The organism is Paraburkholderia sp. RL17-373-BIF-A, from assembly GCF_046030175.1.
Classification (GTDB): domain Bacteria; phylum Pseudomonadota; class Gammaproteobacteria; order Burkholderiales; family Burkholderiaceae; genus Paraburkholderia.
The window spans coordinates 251,237-265,905 of sequence record NZ_JARESO010000009.1 but is presented as its reverse complement, the minus strand read 5'-3'; the positions used below and the strand labels follow the sequence as shown (position 1 = coordinate 265,905).

General features: G+C 64.1%; 9 protein-coding genes. 4 read left to right on the top strand and 5 right to left on the bottom strand.

What is annotated here, in order from left to right:
• The first annotated feature begins 39 nt into the window (after window positions 1-39).
• The 3 genes from P0D80_RS14340 (at window position 40) to P0D80_RS14330 (ending at window position 4,525) form a co-directional block, all read left to right on the top strand.
• Window positions 40-1,170: an alginate lyase family protein gene (locus P0D80_RS14340; RefSeq protein ID WP_408284670.1), complete on the top strand. Its 1,131-nt coding sequence runs from the start codon at window positions 40-42 to the stop codon at window positions 1,168-1,170.
• A gap of 29 nt (window positions 1,171-1,199) precedes the next feature.
• Window positions 1,200-2,588 carry an L-serine ammonia-lyase gene (locus tag P0D80_RS14335; protein WP_408284669.1) on the top strand — a complete coding sequence of 463 codons (1,389 nt, stop codon included), beginning with the start codon at window positions 1,200-1,202 and terminating at the stop codon, window positions 2,586-2,588.
• A gap of 218 nt (window positions 2,589-2,806) precedes the next feature.
• Window positions 2,807-4,525 carry a thiamine pyrophosphate-binding protein gene (locus P0D80_RS14330; RefSeq protein WP_408284667.1) on the top strand — a complete coding sequence of 573 codons (1,719 nt, stop codon included), beginning with the start codon at window positions 2,807-2,809 and terminating at the stop codon, window positions 4,523-4,525.
• 143 nt (window positions 4,526-4,668) lie between these two features.
• On the opposite strand, the gene P0D80_RS14325 is transcribed toward P0D80_RS14330, so the two are convergent.
• Window positions 4,669-5,817, bottom strand: a complete 1,149-nt coding sequence (locus P0D80_RS14325) for a branched-chain amino acid ABC transporter substrate-binding protein (protein WP_132376545.1) — start codon at window positions 5,815-5,817, stop codon at window positions 4,669-4,671.
• Window positions 5,818-5,905: 88 nt separating this feature from the next.
• Window positions 5,906-9,835, bottom strand: a complete 3,930-nt coding sequence (gene putA / locus P0D80_RS14320; RefSeq protein WP_408284665.1) for a trifunctional transcriptional regulator/proline dehydrogenase/L-glutamate gamma-semialdehyde dehydrogenase — start codon at window positions 9,833-9,835, stop codon at window positions 5,906-5,908.
• Window positions 9,836-10,149: 314 nt separating this feature from the next.
• On the opposite strand from putA, the gene P0D80_RS14315 reads away from it, so the two are divergent.
• On the top strand, window positions 10,150-10,317 hold the full coding sequence (locus P0D80_RS14315) for a hypothetical protein (protein WP_165923883.1): 168 nt from the start codon (window positions 10,150-10,152) through the stop codon (window positions 10,315-10,317).
• A gap of 112 nt (window positions 10,318-10,429) precedes the next feature.
• Here the strand turns inward: P0D80_RS14315 and P0D80_RS14310 are convergent, their stop codons facing one another.
• From P0D80_RS14310 to P0D80_RS14300, 3 genes are all read right to left on the bottom strand, one after another.
• On the bottom strand, window positions 10,430-10,675 hold the full coding sequence (locus P0D80_RS14310; RefSeq protein WP_132377015.1) for a hypothetical protein: 246 nt from the start codon (window positions 10,673-10,675) through the stop codon (window positions 10,430-10,432).
• Window positions 10,675-12,096, bottom strand: coding sequence for a YeiH family protein (locus P0D80_RS14305; protein WP_408176369.1), 1,422 nt, complete (start codon window positions 12,094-12,096; stop codon window positions 10,675-10,677). The genes P0D80_RS14310 and P0D80_RS14305 overlap by 1 nt, the downstream gene beginning before the upstream one ends.
• Before the next feature lie 170 nt (window positions 12,097-12,266).
• A complete protein-coding gene (locus tag P0D80_RS14300; RefSeq protein ID WP_408284662.1) occupies window positions 12,267-14,513 on the bottom strand; it encodes a primosomal protein N' in 2,247 nt (748 codons plus the stop codon).
• Window positions 14,514-14,669: the final 156 nt, after the last annotated feature.

Here is a 14,669-nt window from a genome sequence, read left to right as displayed (position 1 = left end):
TAACATCACACACCGAATCAGCCTAACGAGGAGTTTCGCATGGCGCGAAAGGTGCGATTGATGCAAAGCCGGACCGAAGCAACGCGAGCGCCGACATGGCGGCAAGCCTGCACGCTGCTGTTGGCTGGCGCAGCCGTGCTGCTGCCGCTGCGGCAAGCACAGGCCGCGATGAATTTTTGTGCGGCGCCCGCCCTGCAAACCAGCGAACGCACGAACGCCGATCCCGGCGTGAAAGCGCTGGTGAGCAATGTGCAGGCGCATCTGAACGATCAGCCGCATGCGCTGGCGAAACTGCACACCGAAGGCACGCTGCCGCACGAGGGCATTTACGACCAGAGCGTCGAAGCGGAGAAAGATCTCGATCTGTTGCGCGACGCCGCGCTCGCCTGGCGCGCCACCAGCGACGACCGCTATCTCAAGCTCGTCGACCGCTTGTTGTTTGCCTGGGTCACGACCTATCAACCGAGTTTCAATCCGATCGACGAAACCCGTTTTGAAGGACTGATTCTCGCGTACGACATGACGGCAAGTGCGTTGCCGGTGAAAACGCGCAATGCGTCGATGGCGTTCCTGACGAAACTCGCGAACGGCTACATCGGCCAAATCGACGCGCAACCTCGGCCGCTCAAAGGGACGTTCAAGAACAACTGGCAGAGTCATCGGATCAAACTGATTGCGATGGCCGCGTTCACGCTCGATAACCGCAAGATGATCAACGCGGCGCAGCGTCTGTTTGTCGAGCATATCGGCGACAACATCGAGCCAGATGGTTCGACAATCGATTTCAGCGAACGCGACGCGCTGCATTATGTCACCTACGATCTGCAGCCACTCGTGACGGCCGCGCTCGCCGCGCGCCGCCATAACCGTAACTGGCTGCCGGAAAAGGGCGCGGACGGCGCCTCGCTGCAAGCCGCGCTCAACTGGCTGGAGCCGTATGCGGCCGGCAGCAAGACGCATGAAGAATTCGTGCATTCGAGCGTTCCGTTCGATGCAAGACGTCGCGAGGCCGGCTTGCCCGGCTATTCGGGTCAGTGGGACCCGAAGAACGCGACGGAACTGTTTCACCTGGCGGCGCGCCTCGACGGGCGCTATACGCCGATCGCGCTGCAGCTCGCACCGACGCCGCCCGCGTGGCTCGCCGTGTGTTTGCCGCTGTCGGCGCGGTAAACCAACTCATCATCAGCAGGGAGCAGTAAATGGCAGTCAGCGTGTTCGACCTCTTCAAAATCGGCATTGGTCCGTCCAGTTCGCATACGGTCGGGCCGATGCGCGCGGCGCTGATGTTCGCACACGGGCTCGAACGCGATGGGCTGCTCGCTGCGACCGCATCGGTGAAAGTGGATCTGTACGGCTCGCTCGGCGCGACGGGCAAGGGGCACGGCACCGATCGCGGCGTCATGCTCGGCCTGATGGGCGATGCGCCCGACACTGTGGACCCGGACACGATCGTTGAACGGCTCGAAGCCGTGCGCCTGTCCCGCAAGCTGGCGCTGCTCGGCACGCACGAGGTGCCGTTCGTGCAGAAGGATCACATTTCGTTTTATCGTCAGGCGCTGCCCGAGCATCCGAATGGTCTGAAGTTGCGCGCGTTCGACGCGCAGGGCGAAACGTTGCGGGAATCGACCTATCTGTCGGTGGGTGGCGGCTTCGTGGTCACGGCTGGCGCGCCGAACACGAAGGTGCTGAGCGCCGTCGATCAACTGCCGCATTCGTTTCGCAGCGGCAACGAGTTGCTCGCGCTGTGCGAATCCACCGGCAAGAGCATCGCTCAACTGATGTGGGACAACGAGCGCGTCTGGCATACGGAAGAAGAGACGCGCGCGGGCTTGCTGAAGATCTGGGACGTGATGCAATCGTGTGTATCGCGAGGTTGCGGCATCAACAATCCGGACGCCGACGGTAACTTGCCCGGTCCGTTCCAGGTGAAGCGTCGCGCGCCGCAGTTGTATCGCGCGCTGTCGGGCAATCCTGAACTGGCATTGCGCGATCCGCTGTCGATGATCGACTGGATCAATCTCTATGCGATCGCCGTCAACGAAGAAAACGCCGCCGGCGGACGCGTGGTGACAGCGCCGACCAACGGGGCGGCCGGCATCATCCCGGCCGTGCTGCATTACTACACGCGTTTCATGCCGGGCTCGAATCAGCAAGGCGTGATCGACTTCCTGATGACCGCCGCGGCGATCGGTATTCTGTACAAGCTGAACGCGTCGATTTCCGGCGCCGAAGTGGGTTGCCAGGGCGAAGTGGGCGTCGCGTGTTCGATGGCGGCGGGCGCGCTTGCTGCCGTCATGGGCGGCACGCCACGCCAGGTCGAGAACGCCGCGGAAATCGGCATGGAGCACAACCTTGGGCTGACGTGCGATCCGGTCGGCGGCATGGTGCAGATTCCGTGCATCGAACGCAATGCGATGGCATCGGTGAAGGCGGTCAATGCGGCGCGCATGGCTTTGCGCGGCGATGGCAGCCATTACGTGTCGCTCGATTCGGTGATCAAGACCATGCGCGAAACCGGCGCGGATATGAAGACCAAGTACAAGGAAACGTCGCGCGGCGGGTTGGCGGTGAATATCGTCGAGTGTTGAGTTGCGCGCTTTCCGGGCTTTACGATGAATGACGACGCGGGCTATAAGGCTCGCGTTTTTATTCGCGCGGCACGTGATGCGCGAGCACCAAGGTTGCGCTGCGCCGTGACAGCGCAGCCGCGCTCGGCGTAAGCTGTCGAAGCGCCGCATCGGCTAGCGTCCTGCCGACGGCGGCATCCTCACATCGCACTCATGCACTGCCTGGAGGCTTCACCGCAATGTCGCAGCCGAATGCTCCTGTTTCCGGTTCCGCCGCCGCTCAAACCACTGGCGCGCGTCTCGTCGTCGATGCTTTGCTCACGCACGGTGTCGAGCGTGTTTTCTGTGTGCCTGGCGAGAGTTTTCTTGCCGTGCTGGATTCGCTGCACGACGAGACCGAACGCATCCAGACCATTGTTTGCCGTCACGAAGCGGCTGCGGCGAATATGGCGGAGGCCGTCGGCAAATTGACCGGCCGGCCAGGCGTCGCACTCGTCACACGCGGACCGGGTGCCACGCATGCGTCGATCGGCGTGCACACCGCGTTCCAGGATTCCACGCCGATGATTCTGCTGATCGGCCAATGCGCGCGCGAGCATCTCGACCGCGAGGCATTCCAGGAGATCGACTATCGGCGCATGTTCGGTCAGATGGCGAAGTGGGTCGCACAAATCGACGATCCGAAACGCATTCCCGAATATCTCAGCCATGCGTTTCACACGGCGACTTCCGGGCGTCCAGGGCCCGTGGTGTTGTCGTTGCCGGAAGACGTGTTGAGCGATGCATGCGAAGCCGTGGCCGGCGCGCCGGCGTATCAGCGCGTCGCGGCGTCACCGTCGGCGGCGCAGATCGAGAAGTTGCGCGTATTGCTAGAAGGCGCGCAACGGCCGATGGTGATTGCGGGCGGCAGCGGCTGGACGCCTGCTGCGTGCGCGGACTTTCGACGCTTCGTCGAAAACTGGCAACTGCCGGTTGGACTCGCGTTCCGCTTTCAGGACACACTCGACAACGAGCATCCGAACTATGCCGGCGACGTCGGCTTGGGTATCAATCCGGCGCTGGCGCAACGTATCCGCGACGCCGACGTGCTGCTCGCAATCGGACCGCGTTTGGGCGAAGCGACGACCAACGGCTACACGCTGCTCGACATTCCGAAGACCAAACAAACGCTCGTGCATGTGCATCAAGGTGCGGAGGAATTGGGCCGCGTGTATGCGGCGGATCTGCCGATCGTTTCCGGCATGCCAGAGCTGGCAGCGCTGCTTGCGGAGTTGAAGCCTTCGTCCGATAAACTCGCCTGGTCGGGCGCGACGGACGAGGCGCATCGAGCGTATCTCGACTGGCGCAAACCGCGTCAGATTCCTGGCGACGTGCAGATGGGCGAAGTGATCCAGCAGTTGCGCGCGCATCTACCGGACGACGCGATTCTCACCAACGGTGCGGGCAATTACGCGACGTGGCTGCATCGGCACTTTTCGTATCGCCATTACCGTTCGCAACTCGCGCCGACGAGTGGCGCGATGGGCTACGGCGTGCCGGCGGCGATCGCGGCGAAGTCGATGTATCCGCAACGCGCTGTCGTTGCGCTGGCCGGCGACGGCTGCTTCATGATGGCCGCGCAAGAACTCGCGACGGCGATGCAGTATGACCTGCATGTGCTGTTCATTGTGGTGAATAACGGTCACTTCGGCACGATCCGCATGCATCAGGAGCGGCACTATCCGAACCGCGTGCATGGCACCGGGCTCACCAATCCGGATTTCGCAGCGTTCGCGCGTTCGTTCGGCGCGCATGGTGAGACGGTGGAGCGGACTGAGGATTTTCTGCCTGCGCTAAAGCGTTCGATGGAGGCGAAGTGCGCGGCGGTGATCGAGATTCGCATGCCGCAGGAAGCGAGCACGCCGGGCGCGACGTTGGAACAGATTCGTGAGCAGGGGAGGAAGATGCGAGGGGAGTAGTTGCGTTGTCGTGCCATTCGGCAGGCGACGTCGCGAAGTACCAAACAAAAAGCCCTGCGTTCGAAAACCGCAGGGCTTTTTTTGCATCGGCTGCCGCGTCAAACCATCACGCGGCAGCCGAGTGCTCTAGCAGGCAGAGCTGCTTACTTCCCACCCACGCTTTGCAGCGTCGTCCACTTGCCGTCGACAACCTTGTACAGCGTGATGCCGCCGTTCTTCAGGTCGCCCTTGCTGTCGTACGCGAGGTTCGACGCCGTCACTGCCGGCATCGAGGTCTTCGCGAGCACCGGCAGGTACTTGGCCGGATCGGTCGAGTTCGCCTTCTTCATTGCGTCGAACATGGCCATTGCGCCGTCGTAAGCGTACGGCGAGTACGTTTGCACGTCTTCGTTGAAACGCTTCTTGTACTTCGCGACGTAGTCCTTGCCGCCCGGCATTTCTTCCAGCGGCAGGCCGGCGAGCGATGCTACCGTGCCGTTCGCCGCGTCACCCGCGATCTGGATGAACGTCGGCGTGTGGACCATTTCGCCGCCCATCAGCGGCGCCTTGATGCCCAGTGCCTTCATCTGCTTGACCATCGGTGCCGCTTGCGAATCCGCGCCGCCGTAGTAGATCAGATCCGGTTGCACCGACTTCAGCTTGGTCAGGATCGACTTGAAGTCGACGGCCTTGTCGTTGGTGTATTCACGATCGACGATCTGGCCGCCCGCTGCCTTCGCTGCCTTTTCGAACTGATCCGCCAGACCTTGGCCGTAGGCCGTGCGGTCGTCGACGATCACGATCTTCTTCATGCCCAAGGTCTTCACCGCGAACGTGCCGGCGACCGAACCTTGCTGCGTGTCGGACGTCATCATGCGGAACGTGGTCTTGAAGCCTTGTTGCGTGTATTCCGGCGCCGTCGCCATTGCGATTTCGGGGATGCCCGCATTCGCGTAAATGCGCGAAGCCGGGATCGTGGTGCCCGAGTTGAAGTGGCCGAGCATGCCCTTGATGCCGTCATCCACCAGCTTCTGTGCAACCGTCGTGCCGGTGCGCGGGTCAGCCTGGTCGTCGGCCGAATCCAGCACGAAGCGGACTTGCTTGCCGCCGATCACCGGCTTGGTCGCGTTCATGTCTTCCACTGCCAGCGTGATGCCGTTCTGGAAGTCCTTGCCGTAGTGCGCCTGCGCGCCCGTCATCGGGCCGGCGAAGCCGACCTTCACATCTTCCGTCGATTGAGCATTGGCCGTCCCCGCCAGCGACATCGCTGCAACCAGTGCAGCGCCTGCCAGCTGTTTCATCTTGTGTTGCATAGCTTCTCCTTGGTACCAGGTGTGGATGGAGCGGTTTCGGGGTCGCCGTACCGCTTCCTTCTTTTTTGAAAAGATCGTTAAGGTTCGCTCAACCGATCGTCATCAAATTCGCATTACCGCCGGCTGCTGCCGTATTCACGCTGACCGAGCGTTCCGTCAACAGACGCTCGAGCGCGTAATCCTCATCGCCGCTTTCCAACGCGCGTGCCGCGACGCCCTGCACCGAAACGATCGGGCCCGGACGCTTCGCGACTTCCTTCACCAGCGCCAGCAGTTCGTCGCTATCGCCTTCGAACAGCACGGCGTCGAACGGCGTGTCAGCGCTCTTCTTCACGCTCGCATGTGACTTCAGCGATGCGGGCAACTGCGCCACCAATTGTTCACCAGCAGCGCCTTCGAACAACGCGCGATTTCCCGTAGCCAGCGCCGCGGCGAACTGCACGCGCGCACCGCTCGCCGTCGATGCAACACACAGCACCGTGCCGCGCGCGCCGAGCGTGTACGTGTTGCGCTCGCCAGTCGGTCCCGACAGTACCGCGGTGGCGCCCGCCGGCACATGCGACAGATAGCCGTCGCAGCGTGCGGCCAGCACCGGCTGTTGTTCAGCAATCAGCCAGTCGCGATACGCCGTCAACGCAGCGGACGGATTGTCGCTGTTTTCTGCTGCGTGCGGTACATCCGCGACCAATGCCTGTGCGAGCGACTTCGGCAAACCGGCCGGACGCGTCGCCAATAAACGCTGCAGATACAGCGCGCCGCCCGCTTTCGGACCCGTGCCCGACAAACCTTCACCGCCGAACGGCTGCACACCCACCACAGCACCGATCACATTGCGGTTCACATAAATGTTGCCGACGTGAGCGCGGCTGACCACGTGAGCGATGGTTTCATCGATGCGCGTATGGATGCCGAGCGTCAGGCCGTAGCCGGTCGTGCGGATCTGTTCCAGCAGCTTGTCGAGCTGGCTGCGGCGATAACGCACCACGTGCAGCACCGGGCCAAACACTTCGCGCTTCAATTCGTCGATGCTGTCGAGTTCGATCAGCGTCGGCGGAACGAAGGTGCCTTGTGCGCAACCGTCGGGCATCGGCAGTTGCTCGACCTTGCGGCCTTTCTCGCGCATCGCCGCGACGTGCGAGTCGATGCCGCGTTTCGCGTCGAGGTCGATCACCGGACCGACATCGATCGACAGACGATCCGGATTGCCCACGGCGAGTTCGCGCATCGCGCCGGTCAGCATCTCCAGCGTGCGGTCCGCAACATCGTCCTGCAGACAAAGAACGCGCAGCGCGGAACACCGTTGACCGGCGGAGTCGAAAGACGATTGCAGCACGTCCGCGACCACCTGTTCAGCCAGCGCCGACGAGTCGACGATCATCGCGTTCTGGCCGCCCGTTTCGGCGATCAGCGGAATCGGCTTGCCGTCCGGATCGAGGCGGCTCGACAGCGTCTTGTTGATGAGGCGCGCCACTTCCGTCGAACCGGTGAACATCACCGCGCGGGTGCGCGGATCGGCCACCAACGCAGCGCCCACCGTTTCACCATTGCCCGGCAGCAGTTGCACTGCGCCCGCCGGCACGCCGGCTTCGCGCAGAATGCGCACGGCTTGCGCGGCGATCAGCGGCGTTTGTTCAGCCGGCTTCGCGAGCACGGTGTTGCCGGCAGCAAGCGCCGCGGCTACCTGGCCCATGAAAATCGCCAACGGGAAATTCCACGGGCTGATACAGACCACCGGACCGAGCGGGCGATGCGTGTCGTTGGAGAACTCGTCGCGAATCTGCGTGGAGTAATAGCGCAGGAAGTCGATTGCTTCGCGGATTTCCGCGACCGCGTTGGCCAGCGACTTGCCGGCTTCACGCACCACCAGACCCATCAGCGTATGCATCTGCGCTTCGAGCAGATCGGCGGCACGCGCGAGGCAATCGGCGCGCGCTTCGACCGGCGTGGCTTGCCAGATCGGTGCAGCGGCGACGGCATGCGCCAGCGCGGCGCTCACATGCTCCGGCGTCGCTTCCACGACCGTGCCGACGAGGTCGCGATGATCCGCCGGATTGCGCACGTCGCGCGCGACGCCGACGGCGATCTCGTTGTCTTCGAGCATCGGCGCGGCACGCCACGGATGATGCGCGCTCGCCAGCAACGCCGACGACAGCGACGCCAGCCGATGCTCGTTCGACAGATCGAGGCCCATCGAATTGAGACGCTCGGCGCCGTACAGGTTGCGCGGCAGCGGAATCTTCGCGTGCGGCGCGCCGAGCGGCACGATCTTCGAGGCTTCGTCGACCGGGTCGGCGATCAGGTCCTTGATCGCGACGCTTTCATCGGCGATACGATTCACGAACGACGTGTTCGCGCCGTTTTCCAGCAAGCGGCGCACGAGGTACGCGAGCAGCGTTTCATGCGTGCCGACCGGCGCATACACGCGGCACGGACGGTTCAGCTTGTCGCGGCCGGTGACTTCCTCGTACAGCGGCTCGCCCATGCCGTGCAGGCACTGGAACTCGTACTGGCCGGGATAGTAGTTATTGCCCGCGAGGTGATAGATCGCGGAGAGCGTGTGCGCGTTGTGCGTGGCGAACTGCGGATAGACCGCGTCGGGCGCGCTCAGCAGTTTTTTCGCGCACGCCAGGTACGACACGTCCGTGTAGATCTTGCGCGTGTAGACCGGATAGCCTTCGAGGCCGTCCACTTGCGCGCGCTTGATTTCGGTATCCCAGTACGCGCCCTTCACGAGGCGCACCATGATGCGGTGACGGCTACGGCGCGCCAGATCGATGATGTAGTCGATCACGAACGGGCAGCGCTTCTGATACGCCTGCACCACGAAGCCGATGCCGTTCCAGCCGGCCAGTTCCGGATCGAAGCACAACGCTTCGAGCAGGTCGAGCGAGATTTCGAGGCGGTCGGCTTCTTCGGCGTCGATGTTCAGGCCGATGTCGTAGCGGCGCGCGAGGATCGCGAGCGAGCGCACGCGCGGCAGCAGTTCGCTCATCGTGCGTTCCTGCTGCGAACGCGAGTAGCGTGCGTGCAGCGCGGAGAGCTTGATCGAGATGCCCGGGCCTTCGTAGATGCCACGGCCGCCGGCAGCCTTGCCGATCGCGTGGATCGCCTGTTCGTACGACGCGTAGTAACGCTGCGCGTCAGCTTCGGTGGTGGCCGCTTCGCCCAGCATGTCGTACGAGTAGCGGAAGCCGCGCGCTTCGTACTTGCGGCTATTGGCCAGCGCTTCGGAGATATTCTCACCCGTGACGAACTGCTCGCCCATCAGTCGCATCGCCATATCGACGCCCTTGCGGATCAGCGGCTCGCCGCCCTTGCCGATCAAACGCGTGAGCGCCGACGAGAGACTCGTTTCGCTATTGGTCGTCACCAGCTTACCGGTAATCATCAAGCCCCAGGTCGCGGCGTTGACGAACAGCGACGGCGCCTGGCCGACGTGCGATTTCCAGTCGCCCTTGCTGATCTTGTCGCGGATCAGCGCGTCGCGCGTGGCGCGGTCGGGAATGCGCAGCAGCGCTTCGGCGAGGCACATCAGCGCCACGCCTTCCTGGCTCGACAGCGAGAACTCGTGGATCAGCCCTTCGACGCCACCGCCCTTGCTCTTCGTACGCAGCGTCTCGACGAGCTTGCCGGCCATGGTCTGCACATCGCCCGCGAGGTTCGCCGGCAAGCGCGCCTGACCAAGCAGGAACGGCAAGCATTCCGGCTCCGGACGACGGTAAGCGGCCGTGATCGCCGCGCGCAGCACCGACTGCGGTTGCACGTTTTGCGCGAACTCGAGGAACGGGTGCGACGCGCCGTCTTCTTCCTGCTCGACCGTGGCGCCGTCGGCGAGATCCGCCGAGCCCGTCACGCCCGACAGCTCGGGCGGCAACTGACCGTGCTCGATCTTTTCGAGGTACGCGAAGATGGCCTGCTTGATGAGCCAGTGCGGAGTGCGTTCGAGACGAGTGGCGGCATCTTTCAGCCGGGAACGCAGGAGGTCGTCGACCTTGACGCCAAGGGTGGTGCTAGCCATGTTTCCTTCTTCGGATACCAGACGAATGTGCTGGAAAAAGACTAAAAGTTGGGCGAATCGTACGCCTCCCAATAAAAAGGTGCAACCATGTTAAACGCATGGTTGCACCCTGACGGGAGCCTTGTGCGGCGGGGGTTTGCGCTAGATGGCGCTGAGCGCGGGTACGGCGGTTGCGCTTAGTACTTTCCCTGGCGTGATTCTTTTTGCATTTACCCTTATCAGAACAGGTCGGCGCGCCGTTATACGGAACATAGCGGCACGCGGCCTCCGGGGACGCACAAAAAAACGGTACGGGGTTTTAGAGGACAGGCGAAATGGAAAAGTGGCTGGTGATATTGGGCATCTGGGCGATGTGCGCGACTTGCGCGGTGCTGTTCATCCGCGGCGCGACGCGTGGGCCGGGAAGGCGCGATGCCGAGGGACACACGCCCGCGGCATCGCGCGCATCGGCGAGCGACGCGCGGACCGCATTAAACGAGTGAATGGTCGCGTCCGGCGTTCCGTGCCGGACAGAGCGACGCCGATCTCCGGCTGGCACAGCGGCAGGACGCATGCACCGCCCGGCTCGACGCCGCGGCGTGGCTTAGGCGCGTGTCAATGTTGATGAAGCGGTTCGAACTGTGCGCAGCTGTCGCCGGGCGAAACGAGTTGATCGTGCAGCCGGCAAAGCCGGCTGTCCGCCACGCTCGCGCCGAACGCAGAACCGAACACCGCGAGACCCGGAATGCCCTGCTCTAACGAATCCCGATTCTCAGCGCGATACCGGCAGCCCGCGCAGCACGGCGCGCGCGTTTCTTCGCGCGCCTGTGCCGTGCTGTCGATGCGGGCCGCGTTGCGCATCACGAGCCCTGCCCCACGCTGTTCCAGTACGGCGCGAACACGTGCGCGGACAGCGCGTAGCCGATGGCGATATTGACCACCACGCCTACCGTAAAGGCGAGGAACGGCTTCAGGCCGGTGGCGGTGAGCGAGCGTAAGCGCGTGGTTAGCCCGATGCTCAGGAAGCAGAAAGTGAACGCCCACGTGCGCAACGCCGTAATCGGCGCGACGAATTCGGGCGTCACCACCTTGCGGTAATCTGCCAGTGAATAGTGGCTGGCAATCCACGTCACCAGCGCCGACGCGATCACGAAGCCGATCACGAACTTCGGAAAGCGCGCCCAGATCTCGCCGGCATTGGCCTTGGCTTTGACGCCGCTGTCTTGGGACTCCCAGCGCGTCGTCGCGACGATCGCCAGCACGAACGCCCAGATCCCGATCCAGATATCGCGGCCGACCACTTTCATCAGCGTGAACGCCTGCAATGACGCCTCCGGCGCGCCCGCAATCGCGCCGCCCGCATGCTTCGCGAAATCGCCATACGCTTGCGCGGCCGCGATGCCGGCGGCGTCGGCGAATTCCGACGTGCCTATCCAGGCGCCGGCGACCGCGGTCGACAGTCCGAGCGAGCGGGACGCGAACGGCAACACGAAGATCATCACGATCGCCCACAGCACGACCAGTGTAATCGCCACCGAAGCCTGTTCGCGCTTGGCCCGCACCGCGCCGGCAATCGCGATCGCCGCCGAGACGCCGCACACCGCGCCGCCGACGCCGAGCACGGCGGCAAAACGCCGGTCGAGGCCGAATGCCTTCGCGGCAAAGAAAATCACGAAGAAGGTGACAAGCGAGACGACGGTCGCCTGGCCGACCGCCACCGGTCCCGCCCACACCAGCAATGTGAACGGTAACGTCGCGCCGAGCAGCACGATACCGACCTTGATATAAAACTCGACGCGCAAGCCGGCAGAAATCCATTCAGGCAGCGTGAACACGTTCGAGATCAGCAGGCCCAGCGCCAGCGCGACGAGCGGCGGCTCGAGGTTGTACTTCGACGCGTTGACCCACGCGCCGAGCGTGAAAATCAGCGCCGACGCGATGAACAGAATCAGGAACGACGCCAGGAACGCGCCGATCCGCTGCTTCAGCGCTGCCAGGCTCACGCCGAATAGCAGGGCGAACGCGATAAACAGCGCGGCATAGTTGGGCAAACGCTTGCCGATATCCTGCGCGGCCTGCGCCACGCTCGACCATTTAGCCGGCGCCACCGCCAGCCACTTGATGCTGCTGCCCGACGCGAATAGCGCCCAGGCGACCACGATCACCAGCAGGCCGACCCACACTGCCCACCAGTCTTCAGTTGAAAAAAGTCCGCCACCGTGCGTGCTGTGCCGATTCGTCGGCGCCGCGCCGGGTTGCAGCGTCGGATTGGTATCGCTCATCGCCATGCCCCGAGGAAGTTGAGGTGCATCGGCGCGGGAATGTTGGAGTTTTGCCTGAAGGTGCGCCGATCCGGCGAAATATAGGCGAGCGGCGTCGCAAAACGAAACGACCATTCGCTCTAAGAATATGACCGAAAGGAGTAACGACGGCGTCGGCCCGGCGACGCGCCTTAGATGTCGAGCGGATCGACTTCGAGATTCCACCGCAGCACGCCTTTCAGACCGCGCAGCAGCGGCTGCCAGGCGCGCAAGGTCGCCTGCAAAGCGGCCCGCGACGCGCTCTCGATCAGCAACTGCGCGCGATGCACGTGCATCACCTTGACGATGGTGAGCGGCACGGCATCGTAGACAGTCACGCGTTCGGCGGCTGGAATACCGGTGAGTTCGGCCGCCGCCTGCTGCAGGAAGGCGAGCGCGGCTTCGAGCGTGCGGCCTTCGGCGCGCAACAAAGCCTGATAGACGAATGGCGGCAAGTGCGCGTCACGCCGCTCGGCCAGCGTGGAGTTGGCAAAGCCGACGTAGTCGTGGCGGCCTAGCGCGTGGTAGAGCGCGTGGCGCGGATAACGTGTCTGCACCAGCACTTCGCCGGGCAGACCCGCGCGGCCTGCCCGGCCGCTCACCTGCATCAGTTGAGCGAAGAGTCGCTCGCTCGCGCGGAAGTCGTGGGAAAACAGCGCGGTGTCGGCGTTCAGCACGCCGACCAGCGACACGCGCTGGAAGTCGTGACCCTTGGCGATCATCTGCGTGCCGACGAGGATGTCGACCTCGCCCGCATGGACGTCGGAAAACAGCGCCTGCGCGCTGCCTTTGCGGCGCGTGCTGTCGGCGTCGATTCGCAATATTCGGGCGCTGGGCACCGCGCTTGCCAGTGTTTCTTCGACGCGCTGCGTGCCTCGGCCCATCGGCGCGATGTCGACGTTGCCGCACTCCGGGCACGAGCGCGGAATGCGCGCTTCCCAGCCGCAATGGTGGCAGCGCAGTGCGCGCTCGGGCTTGTGGAGCACGACATAGGCGCTGCATCGCGGACAACCGGCGACCCAGCCGCAGGCATCGCAAGCAAGCTGCGGTGCGTAACCGCGGCGGTTCAGGAACACGAGGCTTTGCTCGCCGCGTTCGAGTCGCGCCTTCAGCGCGGCGATCAGCGGCCCCGACAAGCCTTCCACCGATGCCCGTCCGCGCCGTCGCTCCTCTTCCAGATCGATCAGTTTGACGGTGGGCAGCACGGCCTCGGCGACGGCACGGCGCGACAACGTGAGCCGTTTGTAACGCCCCTGGTCAGCCTGCCACCAGCTCTCCAGCGACGGCGTGGCCGAGCCGAGCACGACCGGCAAGTCGAGTTGCTTGGCGCGATAGATCGCCAGATCGCGCGCCGAATAACGCAAGCCTTCCTGCTGCTTGTAGGCCGGATCGTGCTCCTCGTCGACGACGATGATCGCGAGCTTGGGCAGCGACGCCAGCACCGCCAGTCGCGTGCCGAGCACGATGCGGGCGCGGCCGGTGTGCGCGGCGAACCAGTTGCGGGCGCGCTCGCCTTCCGCGAGACCGCTATGCAGTGTGACGATCGACGTGCCTTCGAGCGCGGCGAAGCGTGCGCGGAAGGCCGCCTCGAACTGCGGTGTCAGATTGATTTCGGGCACGAGGACGAGCGCCTGGGCGTCGGGCTTCGCGGCCAGTATCTCGGCGAGCGCACGCAGATAGACCTCGGTCTTGCCGCTGCCCGTCACGCCGTGCAGCAGGAACGGCGCAAAGCCTTCGGCGTCGCGGATTGCTTCGACGGCGGCCGCCTGCTCATCAGTGAGCGTGGGCAGCGTGGGCACGGGCGCGTCAGGCGAAGCGGCGGCGGCAAGGACGGCGGCGGCCTCGATGATGTCCAGCGCAACCCAGCCTTCCGCTCGCCACGCGTCGAGCGTCGCGATCGCTTTCGGGTGCAGAGCGCGGGCGTCGGCGGCAAGCAGGAATTCTGTCTCCGCCAAGGCCTGCGCCAGCTTGCGCAATGCACTTGCCCGAGCCGGCAGGGCATCGGGCAACGCCGTGCGGCCTTCAGGCGTCAGGCTGTAGCGCTCTTCCGGTGCGAACAGGCGCGACCAGCGGGACGCATCGCGCAGCGCCTGCGGCAACGCGGGCAACGCGACTTCCCCGAGACCACGCTGGTAATAGTCGGCAGCGAAGGCAGCCAGCTTCAGCCATTCCGACGATATCGGCGGACAAGCGGTGCATACGCTGCTCACCGAGCGAAGACGGTCGGACGGTACGTCGCTGTGAGCGGTCACTTCGCAAACGAGCCCGACGACATGGCGCTTGCCGAACGGCACGCTCACCAGGATACCCGGCGCGACGGGTTCGGGCGTGTCGCACCGGTAGTCGAACAGGGTCGGCAGCGGATGATCCAGCGCAACGCGGACGAACACGTCACTCACGCGCGAGTGGAGATCAGAAGAATGGGCGCGACACGACGCCGCATCTTGGTGCCCGTTACGCAGACGGTGAACCCGTCGAAGTTAAAGTAAAACTTCAATTTCGGCGCTAAGTTTTGGATTCCGCTGAACAATTGCAATCGGTCCGCGTGCCTGTGG

Excerpts from the sequence above, each read along its gene's own strand:
- P0D80_RS14340 (WP_408284670.1), top strand. The coding sequence starts at position 40 with ATGGCGCGAAAGGTGCGATTGATGCAAAGCCGGACCGAAGCAACGCGA.
- P0D80_RS14335 (WP_408284669.1), top strand. The coding sequence starts at position 1,200 with ATGGCAGTCAGCGTGTTCGACCTCTTCAAAATCGGCATTGGTCCGTCC.
- P0D80_RS14330 (WP_408284667.1), top strand. The coding sequence starts at position 2,807 with ATGTCGCAGCCGAATGCTCCTGTTTCCGGTTCCGCCGCCGCTCAAACC.
- P0D80_RS14325 (WP_132376545.1), bottom strand. The coding sequence starts at position 5,817 with ATGCAACACAAGATGAAACAGCTGGCAGGCGCTGCACTGGTTGCAGCG.
- putA (WP_408284665.1), bottom strand. The coding sequence starts at position 9,835 with ATGGCTAGCACCACCCTTGGCGTCAAGGTCGACGACCTCCTGCGTTCC.
- P0D80_RS14315 (WP_165923883.1), top strand. The coding sequence starts at position 10,150 with ATGGAAAAGTGGCTGGTGATATTGGGCATCTGGGCGATGTGCGCGACT.
- P0D80_RS14310 (WP_132377015.1), bottom strand. The coding sequence starts at position 10,675 with ATGCGCAACGCGGCCCGCATCGACAGCACGGCACAGGCGCGCGAAGAA.
- P0D80_RS14305 (WP_408176369.1), bottom strand. The coding sequence starts at position 12,096 with ATGAGCGATACCAATCCGACGCTGCAACCCGGCGCGGCGCCGACGAAT.